Origin of the sequence: Vibrio sp. VB16 (genome assembly GCF_015594925.2) — a bacterium.
GTDB lineage: Bacteria > Pseudomonadota > Gammaproteobacteria > Enterobacterales > Vibrionaceae > Vibrio.
Genome location: NZ_CP087591.1, coordinates 1,382,363 through 1,401,016 on the forward strand (window position 1 = coordinate 1,382,363; position 18,654 = coordinate 1,401,016).

At 41.6% G+C, this 18,654-nt stretch carries 16 protein-coding genes; 8 read left to right on the top strand and 8 right to left on the bottom strand.

Translation table 11 applies throughout. The annotated features are described in order from the left end of the window. Positions 1–32 precede the first annotated feature (32 nt). The gene (tal, locus tag IUZ65_RS22645) at positions 33–983 is read right to left on the bottom strand and encodes a transaldolase (RefSeq protein WP_195706263.1); all 951 of its coding nucleotides are present in this window, start codon (positions 981–983) and stop codon (positions 33–35) included. Between the two features lie 359 nt (positions 984–1,342). On the opposite strand from tal, the gene IUZ65_RS22650 reads away from it, so the two are divergent. Then, positions 1,343–2,323, top strand: coding sequence for a sugar-binding transcriptional regulator (locus tag IUZ65_RS22650; protein ID WP_195706264.1), 981 nt, complete (start codon positions 1,343–1,345; stop codon positions 2,321–2,323). A gap of 46 nt (positions 2,324–2,369) precedes the next feature. Here the strand turns inward: IUZ65_RS22650 and IUZ65_RS22655 are convergent, their stop codons facing one another. The 3 genes from IUZ65_RS22655 to moeA all read right to left on the bottom strand — a co-directional run bounded on the left by IUZ65_RS22655 (position 2,370) and on the right by moeA (position 4,772). Continuing rightward, complete coding sequence (locus IUZ65_RS22655) at positions 2,370–2,570, bottom strand: hypothetical protein (protein WP_195706504.1); 201 nt, start codon at positions 2,568–2,570, stop codon at positions 2,370–2,372. Between the two features lie 132 nt (positions 2,571–2,702). Then, positions 2,703–3,449, bottom strand: coding sequence for a molybdopterin-synthase adenylyltransferase MoeB (moeB, locus tag IUZ65_RS22660; protein ID WP_195706265.1), 747 nt, complete (start codon positions 3,447–3,449; stop codon positions 2,703–2,705). 87 nt (positions 3,450–3,536) lie between these two features. Then, complete coding sequence (gene moeA / locus IUZ65_RS22665; RefSeq protein ID WP_195706266.1) at positions 3,537–4,772, bottom strand: molybdopterin molybdotransferase MoeA; 1,236 nt, start codon at positions 4,770–4,772, stop codon at positions 3,537–3,539. Between the two features lie 301 nt (positions 4,773–5,073). Here moeA and folE point away from each other — a divergent pair, with 301 nt between their 5' ends. Continuing rightward, on the top strand, positions 5,074–5,727 hold the full coding sequence (gene folE, locus IUZ65_RS22670) for a GTP cyclohydrolase I FolE (protein ID WP_195706267.1): 654 nt from the start codon (positions 5,074–5,076) through the stop codon (positions 5,725–5,727). Between the two features lie 73 nt (positions 5,728–5,800). On the opposite strand, the gene IUZ65_RS22675 is transcribed toward folE, so the two are convergent. The 3 genes from IUZ65_RS22675 to IUZ65_RS22685 all read right to left on the bottom strand — a co-directional run bounded on the left by IUZ65_RS22675 (position 5,801) and on the right by IUZ65_RS22685 (position 9,993). Then, positions 5,801–5,977: a hypothetical protein gene (locus IUZ65_RS22675; protein WP_195706268.1), complete on the bottom strand. Its 177-nt coding sequence runs from the start codon at positions 5,975–5,977 to the stop codon at positions 5,801–5,803. Between the two features lie 90 nt (positions 5,978–6,067). After that, a complete protein-coding gene (locus IUZ65_RS22680; RefSeq protein WP_195706269.1) occupies positions 6,068–8,422 on the bottom strand; it encodes a fatty acid cis/trans isomerase in 2,355 nt (784 codons plus the stop codon). A 137-nt stretch (positions 8,423–8,559) separates the two neighbouring features. After that, the gene (locus IUZ65_RS22685; protein ID WP_195706270.1) at positions 8,560–9,993 is read right to left on the bottom strand and encodes a methyl-accepting chemotaxis protein; all 1,434 of its coding nucleotides are present in this window, start codon (positions 9,991–9,993) and stop codon (positions 8,560–8,562) included. Between the two features lie 303 nt (positions 9,994–10,296). On the opposite strand from IUZ65_RS22685, the gene IUZ65_RS23465 reads away from it, so the two are divergent. The 3 genes from IUZ65_RS23465 to IUZ65_RS22695 all read left to right on the top strand — a co-directional run bounded on the left by IUZ65_RS23465 (position 10,297) and on the right by IUZ65_RS22695 (position 12,524). Beyond that, positions 10,297–10,425 carry a hypothetical protein gene (locus IUZ65_RS23465; RefSeq protein WP_269213815.1) on the top strand — a complete coding sequence of 43 codons (129 nt, stop codon included), beginning with the start codon at positions 10,297–10,299 and terminating at the stop codon, positions 10,423–10,425. Positions 10,426–10,605: 180 nt separating this feature from the next. After that, the gene (locus IUZ65_RS22690) at positions 10,606–11,193 is read left to right on the top strand and encodes an acyl carrier protein phosphodiesterase (RefSeq protein WP_195706271.1); all 588 of its coding nucleotides are present in this window, start codon (positions 10,606–10,608) and stop codon (positions 11,191–11,193) included. 56 nt (positions 11,194–11,249) lie between these two features. Beyond that, the gene (locus tag IUZ65_RS22695; RefSeq protein WP_195706272.1) at positions 11,250–12,524 is read left to right on the top strand and encodes a DEAD/DEAH box helicase; all 1,275 of its coding nucleotides are present in this window, start codon (positions 11,250–11,252) and stop codon (positions 12,522–12,524) included. Here the strand turns inward: IUZ65_RS22695 and IUZ65_RS22700 are convergent. Further along, positions 12,521–13,270, bottom strand: a complete 750-nt coding sequence (locus IUZ65_RS22700; protein WP_195706273.1) for a TetR/AcrR family transcriptional regulator — start codon at positions 13,268–13,270, stop codon at positions 12,521–12,523. The two genes, IUZ65_RS22695 and IUZ65_RS22700, sit on opposite strands and share 4 nt — an antisense overlap. A gap of 184 nt (positions 13,271–13,454) precedes the next feature. On the opposite strand from IUZ65_RS22700, the gene IUZ65_RS22705 reads away from it, so the two are divergent. The 3 genes from IUZ65_RS22705 to IUZ65_RS22715 are packed head-to-tail and all read left to right on the top strand — an operon-like array spanning position 13,455 to position 18,642. Next, the gene (locus tag IUZ65_RS22705; RefSeq protein ID WP_195706274.1) at positions 13,455–14,501 is read left to right on the top strand and encodes an efflux RND transporter periplasmic adaptor subunit; all 1,047 of its coding nucleotides are present in this window, start codon (positions 13,455–13,457) and stop codon (positions 14,499–14,501) included. After that, complete coding sequence (locus IUZ65_RS22710; RefSeq protein ID WP_195706275.1) at positions 14,501–15,577, top strand: efflux RND transporter periplasmic adaptor subunit; 1,077 nt, start codon at positions 14,501–14,503, stop codon at positions 15,575–15,577. Before IUZ65_RS22705 ends, IUZ65_RS22710 begins: the two co-directional genes overlap by 1 nt. Continuing rightward, positions 15,574–18,642: an efflux RND transporter permease subunit gene (locus tag IUZ65_RS22715; protein ID WP_195706276.1), complete on the top strand. Its 3,069-nt coding sequence runs from the start codon at positions 15,574–15,576 to the stop codon at positions 18,640–18,642. Before IUZ65_RS22710 ends, IUZ65_RS22715 begins: the two co-directional genes overlap by 4 nt. Positions 18,643–18,654: the final 12 nt, after the last annotated feature.

Consider the following 18,654-nt stretch of genomic DNA (forward strand, 5'->3'; position numbering starts at 1 on the left):
TAGTGGAGCGCCTTTATTAAAATTTGAGGATATTAAAGTTTTGCAGCGATCATCGTTTCCAATTTGCCTTGGTCGACAGCAAAATTACGAATACCTTCAGCAAGTTTCTCAACCGCCATTGGGTCTTGGTTGTGTTCCCACAAGAACTCAGCGTGAGACATTCGTGCAGGACGCTCTTTTATGTCAGTAGTCGCAACGAGTTTCTCTACAAGATCACCTTGTGCATCTTCTAACTCTTGTAGAAGTTGAGGTGCAATCGTTAAACGGTCACAACCTGCGATTTCAAGGATCTCACCAATGTTTCGGAAGCTAGCACCCATAACAACCGTGTTGTAACCATGTTCTTTGTAATAGTTGTAGATAGCCGTAACAGATAGAACACCTGGATCTTCTTGAGCTTCAAAGTCACGACCTTCTTTCGCTTTATACCAGTCCATGATACGACCTACGAAAGGAGAAATCAGGAAAGCGCCAGCTTCAGCACATGCTCGTGCTTGTGCGAATGAGAAAAGAAGCGTTAGGTTACAGTTAATGCCTTCTTTTTCTAGGATTTCAGCGGCGCAAATGCCTTCCCAAGTAGAGGCTAATTTGATAAGGATGCGGTCATTAGGGATGCCTGCATCGTTGTACATTTTTACAAGCTGACGAGCTTTAGTCACGCTGCTTTCTTTATCATAAGACAAACGAGCGTCTACTTCAGTAGAGATTCGACCTGGAATAGTAGTAAGAATCTCCTTACCAATGTTAACGGCAAGCATGTCGCAAGTATCTTGAACCTGTTGTGCTTTGTCGCTGCTTTGAGATTTTGCATACTCAATAGCTTTATCGATAAGAGGAGCATACTCAGGAATCTGTGCCGCTTTAAGAATAAGAGAAGGGTTGGTTGTTGCGTCTTCTGGCTTATACTTACGAATCGCCTCGATATCACCTGTATCTGCTACTACTGTGGTTACTTTACGAAGTTGCTCTAATTTGTTGCTCATATCCGTCGTCCTGTCTTGTAAGGCTTAACATAGTCAATTGTTATTCTACCAATTATACATTACAAATAATTGGTATTTTTCATTTTAACTGTAAACAATACCCCGTGAACATATGGAACATTGTTGAGGAATTGATTCGTCCAAATTAGCGGATCTGAGTCGAAAGTCAATCAAGGAGACAAGCTAAAAGTGACTTTAGTCAATGTTTGCTAGGTTTTATATGATATAAACGTTTTCGTCACTTTTTGACTAAGAATTAAAGTCAAAAATCCCCGTGTATTTTGCGTGATCATATGTAATGGTGTTGAGCTAAAGTAATGGCTATGTACTGGAAAATAACTAGGTTTAGTAGGTGAGATATGAGTAAAAAAAATCAAGATATTTTGGATCAGAGTACGGATCTTCTAACTGAAATGTCAGTTGCCTACTATCAAGACGGCGCGACGCAGGAAGAAATATCAAAAAAATTCACTATCTCTAGAGCAAAAGTGGGTCGGATGCTGAAGCAAGCTAGAGATGAAGGGATCGTTGAAATTACGGTCAAATATCACCCAGTATTCAGTGCAAAAATAGAACAACGACTCATTGAACGATTCGGCGTTAAAAGAGCGCTGGTCGCATTGGACCAACCGAGTGTGGAGCAACAACGCCTGCAAGTTGCTGGTCTGGTATCAAATTATCTGTCGACGACATTAAAGGACGGTATGGTGGTCACGGTGGGACAAGGAAGGAATGTCTCTGCAGTGGCGCATCATGTGGGTGTTATTACACCAAGAGATTGTAAGTTTGTTTGCGGTATTGGGGGTATTCACCCAAGGGGAGGAATGTATAACGCTGATCATATTTGTCGTCAACTGGCAAAAAAATACGGTGGTTCATCTGAGACGTTATATGCCCCAGCTTATGCGGAAAACAAAGAACAGAAATTGGCCTTCATGGAAAATACTACGGTTAAGCAAACCCTTGATTTAGCGCGTAAAGCCGATGTATCTCTGGTCGGTATTGGCGATATGAGTGAAAACAGCTATATGGTCGATCTGGGTTGGTTTACTGCGGAAGAAGTCGTTCAATCTAGATTACTTCAAGGGGTAGTTGGGGATTTTGCAGGGTATGATTTTTTTGATATCCATGGTGATACAGCACAGACAGTAATGAGTGATCGAGTAATAGGTTTAAGCATGAAGGAATTTAAACCTATTGCAGAAGTGATTGCGATAGCCGCAGAAAATAGCAAGCCTCTTGCTTTATTAGGGGCTCTGCGCACGGGGGTTGTTGACGTGATTGCCACGAGTGTTAGCAACGCTCTTACGGTTTTGAATTTAGATGAGAAAATGAAATAAAAGTAATGTAGATAAAGCAAAGTAGTGAATAGGTTGTCACTTTTCACTAATTTGCGATATCACTTTGTTTCCAAATAGCTAATTGTACCCAAGCATTTTGTAGCTCAACGAGTTCTTCTTCGGTTAAAACCGAGGTGGTTGCTCTTTCATCATTATTTGGAACGATGGCGAAAATTCGAGTTTTAAAGTCTTTTCTTAATTGAGAAATTCTGGATTCCATCACTACTACACTCAACAATTTGTTCATATGACACTGATGTTAAACAGAATGACAGCCCAGAATGATCATGCAAAAGATGTTTAAAAAACAGTGGCACAGATCACATATATTTAATTATTTAAAATAAATAGTAGAATTTTATTAAAAGCTCAAAAAATCTCAACCACAAACTACACAGTCAGGATGTTTGGTTAATTTCATTTCTCTCCAGCTCAAATTTAGCGCATCAAAGATCATTAATTTCCCACGGTAATGACTTCCATATTGAGAGATAACTTTTATGGTTTCCAAAGCCTGTATTCCCCCAATAATACCGACGACAGGTGACATGACTCCGGCTTCTACGCAAGTCAGTGCATTTTGACCAAATAGCGCACTTAGGCATTCATAGCAAGGTTCATCCTCTTTATAAGTGTAAACGCTAATTTGACCTTCCATTCGAATGGCCGCACCCGAGACCAGTGGTGTTTTGGTTTGATAGCAGAGGCGGTTAAGTTGGTTTCTCGTCTCCTTATTATCGGTCGCATCCAATACGACCTGATGCTTTTCGATTAAAGCGAGCATCGCCTGATCATTTAGCTTTTCTGCGACAGTGTCTACCGTTAGATGTGGATTCAGTCCTCGTAAGCTTTCAGAGGCGGACTGTACTTTTAGTTTTCCTATGTCTGAATCCGAATGCAATACCTGTCTTTGCAAATTTGATAGTTCTACGGAGTCAAAATCGACCAGCGTAATATGACCGATACCAGCTGTAGCAAGATATTGACTAGAAGCACAACCTAACCCCCCGGCACCAATAACGAGTACGGAGCTTTGTTTGAGGGCTTCTTGTCCTTCGAAGTCGAAATTCTTCAGGATTATCTGGCGGTTGTAACGAAGCATTTCTTTATCTGAAAGGATTTCCATAGCTTTTCCTGACTGGTTTACGTTAACGCTTTCGATAACCAAGCAACGACCCGTTTGAATGAACAGTCGTTGCTCGTTTAGCTGCGATTAATATTGGGTGTGATTGAATGGTTGGATATGAACGGTCTCACCCGCATTAACGCGGCCTCGTTCGTGTTCTATGATAACAAAACAGTTCGCTACGCTCATTGAAGTAAATGCACCTGAGCTTTGATTGCCTGCACTTTCTACTTCAAATTTGCCATCTTTTACAGTGTAAACTCCACGTTGATAATCAGTTCTTCCCGGCCTTTTATTAAAGTTAGATAGCGTCGTTGCAGGAATCGATTGAGGTGGCTGCCAGTCGGTTTCACCAGAAAGTTTCGCTAGAAGAGGCTGCACCAAGACATAGGTGGTCAATGCCGCTGATACAGGGTTGCCAGGCAATCCGCAGAACCAGGCTTTAGCAAGCTGACCAAACGCAAACGGTTTTCCTGGTTTGATCGCGATCTTCCAGAAACTCACGGAACCTAATTCGTCAAGAATATCTTTTGTATAATCGGCTTCACCCACACTGACACCACCAGACGTTATGACGACATCGGCTTGTTCTTGTGCTTGATTAAATGCATGTCTAAGTTGGTCTGGAACATCCGGAATAATCCCTAAGTCAATTGCTTCACATCCGAACTTATCCAAAAGGATCTTAAGTCCATATCGATTGCTATCGTATATTTGACCCTCTTTTAGGGTTTCACCCAATGGTATCAATTCATCGCCAGTCGAGAAGAAAGCAACCTTAGGTTTGTCAAATACCGATAGGTGGCTAATGCCGAGTGAGGCGATCATTGGAATGTCTCGAGGGGTGAGTCGAGCACCAGCTCTCAATACAACGTCACCAGTACGAATATCATCGCCTGTAGGACGAATATTGTTGCCTTCTTTAACGTCGGTATCGTTGAATTGGATACCGCCATCGACAACGGTTGTGTCTTCTTGCATGACAACGCCGTCACAACCTTGAGGTATTTTAGCGCCCGTCATTATTCGAATGCACGTTCCAGCTAACCAGTCCGCTTCAAAGGGTTGGCCTGCAAAAGATTTTCCACACAGAGGTAAAACATTTGTTGTTTTTAGTTCGCTACGCCTAATGGCGTATCCGTCCATCGCAGAATTATCAAATGGAGGAACATTAATTGGGGAGAGAATATCTTCAGCTAAAACAAAGCCAACGGTGTGTTCAAGTGCACGCGACTGAGTCGACTTAATTGCCGTTATGCTTGACAGCATCTGTTGTATAGCGTCATCGATTGGCATTAGACCTGGGGCATCACAACATCCCATAATGAATCCTTATTGTCATTATTAAAATTACGGCGGGAACAATAACATATATCCCTGCTTGCTATAGCCTGCGACATTCACAAAATAGTAAATTTGATGCAAATTGTCGGTTTCTAATCAGAGGGTTTTACTTTCAGGCAATATGCGCAGAACATTCCTCTTGAACTCAATGGCAGATCGAGGCTTGGAGAAATAATTGTTACTGTAATTCTCTATAAATCCGAGTATCCTTATCAGCCGTTAATTTGGGTTGTTGGACGTTAAAACAGGTTGTTGGACGTTGCAAATAGTAGGAGAGATTATGTCGGGTATTAGCGATTCAGCTCAATTAGTAAAGGATGCGCTAGAGCAGAGAGGCCTCGAAACTCCCATGCTGCCTAATCAGGTAAGCCGAGAAGAGAAGAAACGACGCATAGAAAACCATATGCGCGAAGTGCTACAGCTACTAGAGCTTGATCTTAACGATGATAGTTTAGAAGAAACACCGGCTAGAATAGCCAAGATGTATGTTGATGAAGTGTTTTCTGGTTTGGATTACAAGAATTTCCCTAAGATCACCGTCATTGAAAATAAAATGAATGTGAGTGAAATGGTAAGGGTAAAAAATATTACCGTTACCAGCACATGCGAACATCATCTTGTGACCATAGATGGGAAAGCCGCGGTGGCGTATATTCCTCGTGGTAAAATTATCGGTCTATCTAAAATAAACCGCATTGTACGATTTTTTGCTCAACGCCCTCAGGTTCAAGAGAGGATGACCCAGCAAATATTAGTCGCTTTACAAGCGTTATTAGAGTCTGATGATGTGGCTGTCACCATTGACGCGACGCATTATTGCGTAAAATCACGTGGAGTAATGGATGCAACAAGTGAGACCACTACAACCGCGTTGGGTGGAATATTTAAATCAAATTCGGCAACGCGACATGAGTTCCTATCTGGCCTAAGATAGTACCCCAGAGAGAATAAAAGGAAGCCCCATCAGAAAGTATTCTGCTGGGGCTTTCTCTTTCTATAGCCATAATTTATTCATCATAATAATAGTCTTCGAGTGCATATGGGTCATCGTCTAATACGTGCTCCATCCGCCCGCGTAACTGCTCGAGTTGATATTCAAGCATATTCATAGTGTCAGTGTCACTTTCAGAACAAGCTATGTATATTTGTTGCTCTAGATCTTCTATTTTTTCTCGCATGTTCATGGCTACCTCCTTTTCTTGGATTACATGAGGACATTACGAGAGATGCTTGCTGATGATACGTAGTAAACATCTAACTTCTTTATTGAGAAATTAACGATTCTCAAATCGATTATAGTCTAATAAACCGAATTCGACAGGTTGGTGCCGCTTGTACCACTGATGAACCAAATCGCTAAATGGCCAAAATTCTGGTGAGCTGCGACGAATAGCAAAACGATCCAATAACTTAACGTAATCTTGTTCGTTCTTCATCGAACTCAACATTCGATATAGCTCAGGTACATCATCTTCTTTCAGCCGCCAATAGGTAGCTGGATAACTACCGACGACACCTTGAACCAAGGTTAAATCGTCTTTTTCAGGTGTACGATTTTTGTGTTCGTTGAATAGACTATTGATGTTCTTATGGGCATTATTTCGTAGTAGGGTAAAGAGATGTTGCTTGCCATTATCCCCTTCAATCATGATCATGCTAATTTGAGCAAGTGTTTGATCAGAGAAACCAACGAGGTCATCAAACTTTCGTAATATCTGCTCCGTTTCGGGCTTCATTCCAGTGTTTTCGATTTTGAATCTGTCATTCAAAATTGGCTCTAATCTGCTTTCAAATTTGTCATACAGTTCAGATTTATAGTTATCGGTGTGATAAACAACACCGGTAGGTTGGTTGAATGGTTCTATGTTCCGAGTGAGGAAATTCGACATATGTTTGCTCTTTTCTTGATACCAAGAATTGTGGATCTCATGTCTAACCTCTTTAGGCAGCAAGCTTAGAAAGTTGCTTTCTCCTTCTAGTCGTAAAAAATCCATATAGAGTCGAGTAACAAGTTGGTGACCATAGTTACCATAAACGTCGAACCCAGCAACGAGCAAATAATGGATGCGTTCAAGTAGACCATAGTCGATGACCCAAGCTGTTTTTGGCTTTTTCCCGACCATTCCCTGCACGACAGACGCGCTGTCAAAATGTCTGAATACGGTGAGTGCTGCATTGGGGTTCTTCTGGTTACCTTCCCATAAAATATCCGTAGTTAGGCGCTCTCCATTGTTAAACCACTTGTTGGCAAAGTTGGCCTTCGCTTTTAGGTAGCGAGCCTGTTGTTTAGAATAGGTAATCCAGTTTGTTACTGGTGCTAAGATGGTCTGTTTTTCCCCGGGTAATCGGAGGTTTTCTATTTGATTCGAATAAAATGTATCGATTTCAGGTAGATCCGCTTTTTCTGGATCTATGAAAAAGACCCAAAAACGATCGTTTATGACGTTAAGCGCCAACTGCCCGCGACAAACTGGGCCCTTGATGAAGGCCATAATGGTATTTTGTGCGTTATCAAGCAGAAATTCGAACCGAGATTTAACAGGAAGTTGTGCAAATGCCGTCATTGGGTTTGCAGATACTTCAATGTTATAACTTGGTAATTCAGTGACGGTATAGTCAACTTCGGTAAACCATTTTTTCCAGTTAACAAAACGAGTCTCGTCAAGTGAATAGGGCATGTGAGTTTTGTCTACCGGTGTTGCCAGTTCCGGTATTAGTCGGTAATACACACGTTCAATTAACGGGTCATCATAGGGGCGACGAGTTGATATTCTCTTTACTGGTTTTCCTGGAGGTGTAGATGACCGAACGAGATTGAAAAAACGAGTATCTTCACCTATATCTGTAAAATAGAGATGAAAAAGAAATAGGTGTTCATATAAATAACGAGCAGTAAGCTGCGTCTTAAGGCTGTCTTTATTAAGAAACGTTTCCCATTGACTCAACGTTTGCTTTTCTTGATTAGTGATAGGTTTTGTTGCCGACATTGGTGCACCTTGCTCTAACCAACCCATTAACGTTTTAAACTCGATATTGGTTAGTTTTGGCATTCCAAAGGGCATTCCCCAGGTTGGATAAGTCTCTTGATAACGAGCATGCTCTTCAATGGTAGGACATTGTTCACTTCGATAAACTGAAAAATCAAACCCTTCCAACTGATCTTGCTGTGGCAGTGGGTGCTCTTCTTTTTGAGTAAGTAGCCTAGCGATTAAGCCTGCGTTCAGATTTGCTTGTGAGGTCTGGGTTCTTTCGTTTAGTACGGGATGAAAGTCAAAATTGCGCCACTCTTGCGTCGTTTGTGCATCTTCGAATAATCGGGTAGGAGAGGTAGCCGCCAGGCGAGTGCCGTTGTAAACCTTGCTTTTACTGCCACCGCGATCTATTCCGAGCGAGGACGACATTTTGAGTTGGCATGGGGCGTCGTAACATGCATGACAAACTACGCAACGTTTATCTATGATAGGTTTTACGTTATGAATGTAGTGTTCTGCGAGTGGAGTTCCATAAGGGACTTTACGTTCCCTAACGGATTCTTTACCAAATAATTGATCAAAATTGACCCCAACATAAGTTGCACAGCCAGAAAAAATAATAATGCTGATAAATGTGAGTAAATTGCGAACTTTCATTGACCATCCGTATCGTCGTGCTTTTTTTAAATTATAAGGTCAATAGTATTCATTGTGGAATGTTTTATAAAACAAAAGGGCCAATCAATAATGATCAGCCCTTAGTTATAATACTAATATGAGGGTTGCTACAATGCCTATGCGGTCTTGTAACCTTTTAGAACGGAGTTGAGCTTGCTGGATGCCTCTGTTAATTCAGAGACTCCCTGAGCGGACGTCTGGGCGACTTCTCGGATAACATCTGATTGGCTGCGAATATCACTTAATTCACTTGCTATATCGTTTGCAACAGTGCTTTGTTCATCGGCAGAGGTTGATATATGAACACTCATTTCCATCACGGCACGAGCCGATTCTGCAATGGAGACCACGTCATCACCAATGCTAGATATGATTTTATTGCTGGTATTGGCTTGTGACACTGTATTTTCAGTTTTCGATGCAATAAGTCCAGTTTCGACCTGCAGCTTTTCGATCGTAGATTGTATTTCAACGGTCGCTTCTTGTGTTCGGCTGGCTAGTGTTCTTACTTCGTCTGCGACCACGGCGAAACCCCGGCCATATTCACCAGCACGAGCTGCTTCAATTGCTGCGTTGAGCGCCAACAAGTTTGTTTGTTCAGATATCGCGCTAATGGTTGTAATAACTTCATTAATTTGTGTCGTGCTGTCTGCAAGTGTCGCGACTGAAGTTGATGACTCAGAAATAAATTGGCTAAGCTGTTCAATTTCAGAGATCGCTTGTTGAACACGTTGTTGGCTAGCCTGAACGTATTTTTCATCATTCTCAGAGTGTTCCGCCGCTTGTTTAGCTATGTTCGAGACTTCCAATGCAGAAGCGGTCATCTCTTCCATTGCCGTCGCGACAGAATCGAGCGATGAGTGCTGGAAGTTAATCTGCTTTTGGCTTTGGGTTACTTCTGATGCAAACGTCGCGGTTGTCATTTCTAACGTTGTTGAGCTCTCTTTTACGACCTCAACTAACTCCGTCAATGTATCCATCGCTTCGTCTAACGCACAACCGATGGTACCAAATTCGTCACGACCAGAATGGAAACCTAAACGGGAGGTAAGATCGCCGTCTGCGATTTTAACGGTCGTTTGCCATAACACCCAAAGAGCTCCGGTCAAAAATGTCGCGGTCCAATACAGCACAATAGCAATAGGAATTAACCACAAGAAGCTAAGTAAAAATGAGTTTAAGGCGGCTTCCTTTGCTGTTCCTACTGAGGCCGGTACTTGTTCCGTTAGTGTTGCGTATTGACCGTTAGCTATTCTTGCAGAGGCCGTTATAGAACTGCTTTTGAAAGAGGCATTCGTTGAAGCGTTTGAGATAGAGATATTCGGTAAGCTTACTTTGCTATTTGGTGCTATCGCTAACGCAACCCCGTTTACCTTGGCTTGTATGATCTCGACAGAATTTTTCTCGATAGCGGTTATCGCTTGATTGTACCTGCCAAGGGCTGTGGTCGTAAGCGCGGCAAAGAATAGGACAAAAATGACCCAAAATTTATCGTTGATAGACATTTTTATAAATAATCTGTCAATCAGTCGAAATGGTATCTCTTTCATGTTGGCCTCGTTGTTGAAATTCTGGATAGATGTCTCGCAATGTAGATTCTAGAGGAAAAAAAGATAAATGTTCGACATTTTTATGTAATGCAATGTATTATTTAGCTTGTATATGTGACCGATGTCACATTGCAAATCCGTTTGGTTACGAACCAAATTAGTATAAAAACTCTACGCAAACGGTTGCATTTGATGGGGTTCATAGTTTTTAAAAGTTATCGATGTTTAGTGTTAGGTGTTATAAAAAATCTGTCATATAAAAGTGTTATCTCTATATTCGTAGACGATAAGGAGGTAATGATTATGGATGAACAATTTTTAGAAAATGATAGCTTAGAATGGTTAGATGCATTGGAAATTGGCTTCGACCTGACGGATTATGAGTTGGATGATGTCGTAATCGACGACGCATTTGTTATTGATAATTTGTAGAAGTGTGGTTACACGTGAGCACGATTAACGCATTTAAGATAAAGCCAGTGACGAGAGTTGCTGGCTTTTTTGTTTTTGATCACTGTGCCCATTTTATGTTTTAACTTTTCACTCATTTAGGCTAACTTGTGGTTATTATTGCCCTCTAGCCTGTGTTCAGGATAAGTAGAATAGCTTTAGATGAATTTTTTGGCGCACATTCATATTGCCACAGTATGCGACAGTGACGTTGCCGGTAATCTGCTGGGTGATTTTGTAAAAGGTAATCCTGTAGGTCGTTACCCTAAAGAGGTTGTTGATGGCATTATGTTGCATCGGTTCGTTGATAAGTTTACTGACCAACATGAAATTTCGAGGCAAGTTAAGTTGCTATTTTCTCCTGCTAGAAGACGATTCGCCCCTATTGCGATGGATGTCTTTTGGGATCATTGCCTAGCGAATGCGTGGTCTCAATATTGTGATGAGAGTTTACATTCATTCTGTCAAACGGCTGAGAAACGAGTGGCGAAACCGAATGTCGTTCTACCTGAACGTTATCTACATGTAACCGAATTGATGTGGAAAAATAGATGGTTGACGTCATATGTGTCATTAAACACGATTGAAGTAGTGTTAGAACGAATGTCTCATCGTAGCACCAGAATGGCGCCGTTAGCAGAGTGTTTTCAAGATATTGACACGCATTATGATGAAATGAAGGGATTATTCTCAATTTTATATGATGATGTACTTAAAGCGAGTATTGAAAAAACACATCATCTACCGTGATAGATACGCTGGTTATCTGTTACAATCCTGACCCAAATTTCTGAGAGCTTAAGTTAATGTCTGAATCCCCGATTTCTTTTTCCCAATTGAACCTTAATCAACAACTAGTGGAAACGCTGGGCAAGCTTGGTTTTGAACAGCCGACAACAATACAAGAAAAAGCGATCCCCCATGTTTTGGAAGGGAAAGATGTATTAGCTGGAGCGCAGACTGGTACGGGCAAAACGGCGGCATTTGGCCTGCCTATGATTCATAATTTAATGGCTGATCCTCAAGACAGAGCCGATGAAAAGCCGGGGAAATGGATCAGAAGCTTAATTTTGGTCCCCACTCGTGAACTGGCTCAGCAAGTTTTCGATAGCCTCGTTAGTTATAGCGAGAACTGCGACTTAAACATCGTTGTAGCCTATGGCGGGACAAGTCTAAATGTTCAAAAAAGCAACCTAAGGAATGGTGCTGATATCCTTGTTGCGACACCAGGTCGGTTATTAGACCATGCCTATACCAAAACTATCGACCTAAGACGAACGAAAACCTTGGTACTTGATGAGGCTGACCGTATGTTGGATATGGGGTTTCTTCCGGATATTCAGAGAATATTGAAACAACTCCCTACCGAAAGACAAACGTTGTTTTTTTCGGCAACCTTTCATGACCGTGTCAAAAAGTTAGCGTATCAAATACTCGATAACCCTGAAGAAGAACAAGCTACACCATCTAATAGTACAGCGAGTACTGTATCTCAGATGGTTTATCCTGTAGACAAAAAGAGAAAGAGTGAATTGCTTGCCTATCTCATTGGTTCTCGAAATTGGCGACAAGTGCTGGTATTTACAAAGACGAAGATAGGCAGTGATGCCTTGGTCAAAGAACTTAAACTGGATGGTATAAAAGCCGCATCAATAAATGGTGACAAGAGCCAAGGGGCTCGGCAAAAAGCGCTGGATGATTTTAAATCAGGTAAAGTCAGAGCGTTAATTGCAACAGACGTTGCGGCTCGCGGAATTGATATCCAAGAGCTTGAATGTGTGGTGAATTTCGATATGCCATATCAAGCAGAAGATTATGTACACCGAATTGGTCGTACCGGACGTGCAGGTAACGCTGGGTTGGCTATTTCGTTATTGGTGCGTGATGAAGAGTATTTACTGAAGGCAATTGAAAGCTTGTTAGATGAACGCCTGCCCCAAGAGTGGCTTCAAGGGTTCGAACCGAGTCTGATTGAAGATTCCAATGAAGAGCGACCAATGAAAAAACACAATCGCTCTGCTGAAAAAAGAAAAATGAAATCGAAGCTCAATGTCCACCGCAACCGTGGTAAGCGAAGCTAAGAGAATTGTCTAAGATCATTGGAACAGGTGTCCGGATTCGAAAAATCGCAGGCAATGGGCAATAGAAGATCGCTTAGATTTGATGAAGTCACGATGTCATCTGTTTGTATATTTAATTGACTCGCAATCAATTTATTGAACATTGACCAGTGTTTAAGTAATGCTTCGTCTATGTTGTTCACTTCTCCTTCCCAAACTATCTTCAGTAATGGGCGCAAACTGATAGCTGCGTGAGCAGTATAAATCATCTGCCATTTGAGTTCCCAGAGAGTGACTTGATGGCTTGGGTTTTGTTTGTTGTGCTCATCGATAAGCCCCTGTGTGACTGATTCAAACATCCCTGATTGATCAATAAAATAATCGAAGAACTCGCCTTCCTGTCTTATCGCGTCAGCAATAAATTGGAGGGGCTGAGGATTCAGTAATAAATGTGCCATCATCTTAATACTGAAGTTATACAAGACAATTTGGGCCGGTTTGTTATCAGGCAATTCATTAATTAGCGCGTTAAGGTAGTTCTGCATATAGGCATTCAACGTATCACTTACGGCATACCATATTTGTTCTTTACTACCGAAGTGGTGGCGAATAAGGCTATGGGACACACCAGCGGCTTCGCTAATGTTTCTCAATGATACCTTTTCATAACCTTGTAAACAAAACATTCTTCCAGCGTTAGCAAGAATTAAGTGCTTGGTTTCTTCTGCTGTTTGCGCGCTTCTTCTGCCCTGTTTTCTACAAATCATAATGTCTTCTCAAAATTCAATAACGCATTCTAATCAATATATTGGTTCTCGTCAGTATAATTTACTATACGTCTGTAAAATATATATTGATCTTAGTCGAATTATTCATATACTGCACAAATGTGTAGTAAATACTTTTCACAGTGATGGAGAAAGTAGGGTGAATAAAAAAGGCTTAGTTACAATGTTCAAATTAGCTTTAGTAACAGGCGCTTGGGTTTTCCTTGCAGGTTGTGAGCAAGCAAATTCAGAGACGCAAGAAGACGTGATTAAACCGGTGAAACTTTATCAAGTACCAAATATCACGGACGCGGGGTATGACGTTTTTTTAGCTGAAGTTGATGCTGGTGACCGCTCTCAATTGTCGTTTCAAGTTCCAGGTGTAATTGAAACGTTGGGTGTGAAAGAGGGGCAGAAAGTGGCGGAAGGAGAGGTGCTTGCTGTTCTTGATGACAATGATTACCAGTTGGCCGTCGACGCTTCACAAGCTCAATATGATCTGGCAAAAACTCGTTTAGAACGTAATAAACAGTTATTTAAGAAAAAGTTGATTAGTGCCGACGTATTTGACCAATCTGAAACGGCATTTAAGGCGGCAGAGGCTAACCTTGAAGAGAGTAAAACCGACCTCCAATATACTCAGATTACAGCGCCATTCAATGGTGTGGTGTCACTAAAATTTGTTCAACCTTTTCAATATGTCTCATCTAAACAGCCAGTACTTAACATCATTAATAATGAGAATCTGGACATAAATATTGTTATTCCGGTTCCCTATATTGAGAAGACAGGAATACACAACCTACCAAGTCGTGAATACGCAGTGATATTTGATATACACAATACTGTTGTTGTACCAGCGGCCTTTAAAGAGATGTCAACCCAACCTAATGTCGATACCAATAGTTATAGCGCTACCATCACGATTGTTCGTCCAGAATCTCTTAATATTCTTACTGGCATGACCGGACAGGTGCTAATAACCAATAATCGAAAAGAAAATATGCTCTCAATACCGAATGAGGCATGGATCTCTAGAGAAACTGAAAAAGGCAAAGTTTGGAAATTTAACCCGTCGGAACAGAGTGTAGAAAGTATTGCTGTTGAGCTAAACGAATTTGGCGCAGTAGTCTCCGGTTTAAAAGCGGGCGATCAAATTGTTGTCGCGGGAGCAAAAAATCTTAAAGAAGGACAGATAGTAAGAGCTTGGACTCGAGAGGGAGGTATCTAATGCGAATACATCGACATTATAAAATAGCGGGACTCCTATTCGCGTTAGCGACACTGCAAGGATGTGGAGTAGAGACAGAAGTGAAAGAAAGGAAAGCGGTAACCGTATCAATATTTGACGTAAAGCCTGCTCTTTCAAGCCAGTTTAGAAATTTTAAAGGTACGGTTGCACCCGCTGACCTCACCCCTTTGTCTTTCCGAGTAGAGGGTAAGCTGGAAGCAATTTTGGTACGCAAAGGGCAAAAAATTAAAAAAGGAGAATTGCTAGCAAAGCTTGATACAAAAAAACTTCGTCAGCAGTTAGCCGATACCCAAGCGCAATATGAGCTCACAGTAAAACAATGGAGCCGTGGTAAAAACCTTCTTAAAAGAAAGATGGTCTCGCAATCTGAGTTTGACGAGTTGACCGCAAGTAAGCGAATGGCTTTCGTAAATTTTCAGATAGCGAAAAACAACCTAGAATACACACGTTTAGTCGCACCTTTTGACGGTTATATTTCTGAAGTACCAAAGCAATCCTTTGAAAACGCGAGCCCGGGTGAAGAAATTCTAAGTGTCTATCGTGGTGATGTTGTTCGTATCCGAGTTGCTATTTCCGATACCGTGCTTTCGATGATTAATCCAGACAGTGAGACCAGAAGTTATCACGTGAAGACGCATTTTTTTGGTGATGAAAGAGAGTTTGTGTCGACTTACTACCAACATTCTAGTGAACCAGCGCAAGGCAGCAATGCCTTTGAGTTTTGGCTACAAATGCCACAGGTTGAACCGGCCATTCTACCCGGTACAAGTGTGAGTCTGGATGTTGATTTAGTGGCGGCTGGTCTTCGAATTGTAGAGGGCTATCAGATACCGATGACGGCACTTGATGCGGGTGTTAAAGAGAATGAATTTTATATCTGGAAGCTTATTGACGGCCGTATTCATAAACAAGCAGTAGATATTATTCAGATCAGTAGTCATGGAGCAATAGTTGCTAATGGTGTCGTTAATGGTGATGCCGTTGTTAACTCCAATTTAAGAAAAATGCGTGAAGACGCTGTCGTTGCTATAGCAAACAAGGAAGAGATCCAGTGAGCATTGCCGAATATTCAATAAAAAATAAAGTGATAAGTTGGTTATTTCTCGTCATTTTAGCCATTGGTGGAACCCAAAGTTTCTTTGACTTAGGTCGCCTTGAAGATCCTGCATTTACCATTAAAGATGCGTTGGTTATTGCAACTTATCCTGGAGCAACAACAACAGAAGTAGAAGAAGAGCTGACTTACCCTATTGAGAAGGCGATCCGTCAGTTACCGTATGTCGACAATGTTACTTCAATCTCTTCGGCAGGTATGTCACAGATTACAGTCAGCATGAAAATGACCTACGGTCCCAATGAACTTCCACAGATTTGGGATGAGATGCGCCGTAAGGTGAATGACCTACAACCGACTCTACCTTCCGGGGTGACGTCGCTACAGATTATCGATGATTTCGGTGATGTGTTCGGCATTATGATGATGTTAACGGGTGACGGTTATGACTACGTAGAACTTAAACGCTACGCAGATTTGCTAAGCCGCGAAATAGAACTGGTCGAAGGTGTTGGTAAAGTCAGTATTGCAGGTGATCAGCAAGAGTACTTGTACGTAGAAATGTCGATTGACCGTTTGGCTTCTCTAAATTTGGACTTCTCAACAATAACCTCGTTACTTTCGCACCAAAATAGCGTTATTTCTGCTGGTGAATTGATGATTAATGGGCAGAACTTAACTATTCGTCCAAGTGGTGACTTGAACTCTGTTGAATCGCTAGAAAATTTGATCATTCATGGTCGTGATACGGGTAATCTAATTCGATTAAAAGATGTGGCGTCGGTTAGACGTGGTCTCCAGGAAAAACCAGAGAATATCGTTACGTTTAACGGCAAAACAGCGATTAACCTTGGAATATCATTTGGTTCCGGCGTGAACGTTGTCGACGTAGGCCACTCGATTGAAGCGAAATTAGCGGAAATTGAGAACATTAAACCCGCAGGACTTGAACTCAGTTATTTTTATAATCAATCTCAAGAAGTAGATAAATCGGTACAAAACTTCATGGTAAGCCTAGCGGAAGCGGTCGGCATCGTTATTGTCGTCCTCCTATTAGCTATGGGTCTTCGAAGTGGTCTAATTATCGGTATTGTCCTATTGCTTACCGTGATGGGCACTTTCATTTTAATGAAACTCTCTGATATTGAACTCCATCGTATCTCTCTTGGTGCATTGATCATTGCACTCGGTATGTTGGTCGATAACGCCATTGTTATCGTTGAAGGAATATTGGTCGGGCTTAAGAAAGGAAGAACCAAACTTCAAGCCGCGAAAGATATTGTTAAGCAAACACAGTGGCCTTTATTGGGTGCGACGGTTATCGCTATTACGGCGTTTGCACCAATAGGTTTATCGTCTGATGCCACCGGCGAGTTTTTAGGCGATCTTTTCTGGGTATTGTGTTATTCACTCTTTTTAAGTTGGATTACCGCGCTTACATTGACGCCGTTCTTGGCGGATCTGCTTCTGAAAGATGGCGAAAGTGAAGAGGGCGAAGATACCGATCCGTATAAAGGCGCATTGTATCTTGTGTTTAGCTCTGTCTTGAAATTCGCACTGCGTTTTAGATGGTTAACGGTTGCGAGCATGGTTGCCTTGCTTGTAACGGCTATTATTGGATTTGGTAACGTTAAACAACAGTTTTTCCCTGCCTCTAATACACCCATGTTTTATGTTGATATGTGGATGCCTGAAGGCACCGACATTAGAGAAACTCAGAAGCAAGCCGAAGAAGTTGATCGCTTTTTACGTCGCTATGACGAAGTTGAATTTGTCTCCTCTTCTATTGGGCAAGGATTACAGCGTTTTGCATTAACCTATGCACCAGAAAGGAGTTATGAGGCGTACGCTCAGTTTCAAGTGAGAGCAAATGATAGGGAACAGATGTTCACGCTATTGCACAAACTTGATGACCAGTTAGCTATTTCGTTTGACTCTCCAACCTTTCAATTCAAATTATTGGAATTTGGGCCATCACCTGCATCAAAAATAGAGGCACGAATAACTGGTGCGGATCCTCAGATACTAAGAAATATTGCGGCTCAGGTAGAGGATATTCTTTATCAAGACCCCGGTTCTCGAAATATTCGACACGATTGGCGAGAAAGAACCAAAGATCTCGTACCAATGTTTAACGAATCTAAAGCTCGTCGAATGGGTGTATCTAAAGAAGATCTTTCTAATACATTGCAAACCGCATTTGGTGGTTCAACCATTGGTTTGTTTAGAGATGGTACGCAAATGATTCCAATTATGGTTCGTTTACCAGCAGATGAGCGTGTCAATTTTGATACGGTGCAAAACCTTGGTATTTGGAGTCCAAGCCAACAAGCCTATGTGCCAATTGAACAAGTGATTGATGGCATTGAATTGGGTTGGTCTGAACCACTGATTATGAGGCGAGACAGAAAGCGAACATTAACCGTTTTAGCTGACCATGACGTGCTGGGTAATGAAACACCTGCAGGTCTGTTTGCTCGTATTCAACCTAAGGTTGAGGCCTTAGCACTACCTGAAGGGTATGAACTAAGTTGGGGTGGCGAATATGAGTCATCTAAAGACGCTCAAGAGTCTCTGTTTAGTTCCTTACCAATGGGTTATTTGCTGATGTTCATTGTCACTATCTTCCTATTTGGTTCAGTGAAAAAATCATTGGTGATATGGTTCACCGTCCCATTATCAATTATCGGTGTTTCTGTTGGTTTGCTTGGATCAAATATGCCATTTAGTTTCACTGCATTTCTTGGGTTACTGAGCTTGAGCGGCATGATTTTGAAAAATGGTATCGTGTTGTTGGACCAGATAAATTTGGAACTAACAGAAGGGCGAGAACCTTATGAAGCAATTATACATAGTGCCGTTAGCCGTGTTCGGCCCGTTAGTATGGCTGCGATTACAACCATACTCGGTATGATCCCATTAGTGTTTGATGCTTTCTTCGGTTCAATGGCGGTCACCATTATGGCTGGTTTAGGTTTTGCCACGGTATTGACGCTTATCGTTGTACCTGTGATGTTCGCGATATTGTTTAAGATCAAGAACCCTCAAAAGAGTCAACAAGCGTAACCACAAAAAAGG

Excerpts from the sequence above, each read along its gene's own strand:
- tal (WP_195706263.1), bottom strand. The coding sequence starts at position 983 with ATGAGCAACAAATTAGAGCAACTTCGTAAAGTAACCACAGTAGTAGCA.
- IUZ65_RS22650 (WP_195706264.1), top strand. The coding sequence starts at position 1,343 with ATGAGTAAAAAAAATCAAGATATTTTGGATCAGAGTACGGATCTTCTA.
- IUZ65_RS22655 (WP_195706504.1), bottom strand. The coding sequence starts at position 2,570 with ATGAACAAATTGTTGAGTGTAGTAGTGATGGAATCCAGAATTTCTCAA.
- moeB (WP_195706265.1), bottom strand. The coding sequence starts at position 3,449 with ATGGAAATCCTTTCAGATAAAGAAATGCTTCGTTACAACCGCCAGATA.
- moeA (WP_195706266.1), bottom strand. The coding sequence starts at position 4,772 with ATGGGATGTTGTGATGCCCCAGGTCTAATGCCAATCGATGACGCTATA.
- folE (WP_195706267.1), top strand. The coding sequence starts at position 5,074 with ATGTCGGGTATTAGCGATTCAGCTCAATTAGTAAAGGATGCGCTAGAG.
- IUZ65_RS22675 (WP_195706268.1), bottom strand. The coding sequence starts at position 5,977 with ATGAACATGCGAGAAAAAATAGAAGATCTAGAGCAACAAATATACATA.
- IUZ65_RS22680 (WP_195706269.1), bottom strand. The coding sequence starts at position 8,422 with ATGAAAGTTCGCAATTTACTCACATTTATCAGCATTATTATTTTTTCT.
- IUZ65_RS22685 (WP_195706270.1), bottom strand. The coding sequence starts at position 9,993 with ATGAAAGAGATACCATTTCGACTGATTGACAGATTATTTATAAAAATG.
- IUZ65_RS23465 (WP_269213815.1), top strand. The coding sequence starts at position 10,297 with ATGGATGAACAATTTTTAGAAAATGATAGCTTAGAATGGTTAGATGCA.
- IUZ65_RS22690 (WP_195706271.1), top strand. The coding sequence starts at position 10,606 with ATGAATTTTTTGGCGCACATTCATATTGCCACAGTATGCGACAGTGAC.
- IUZ65_RS22695 (WP_195706272.1), top strand. The coding sequence starts at position 11,250 with ATGTCTGAATCCCCGATTTCTTTTTCCCAATTGAACCTTAATCAACAA.
- IUZ65_RS22700 (WP_195706273.1), bottom strand. The coding sequence starts at position 13,270 with ATGATTTGTAGAAAACAGGGCAGAAGAAGCGCGCAAACAGCAGAAGAA.
- IUZ65_RS22705 (WP_195706274.1), top strand. The coding sequence starts at position 13,455 with ATGTTCAAATTAGCTTTAGTAACAGGCGCTTGGGTTTTCCTTGCAGGT.
- IUZ65_RS22710 (WP_195706275.1), top strand. The coding sequence starts at position 14,501 with ATGCGAATACATCGACATTATAAAATAGCGGGACTCCTATTCGCGTTA.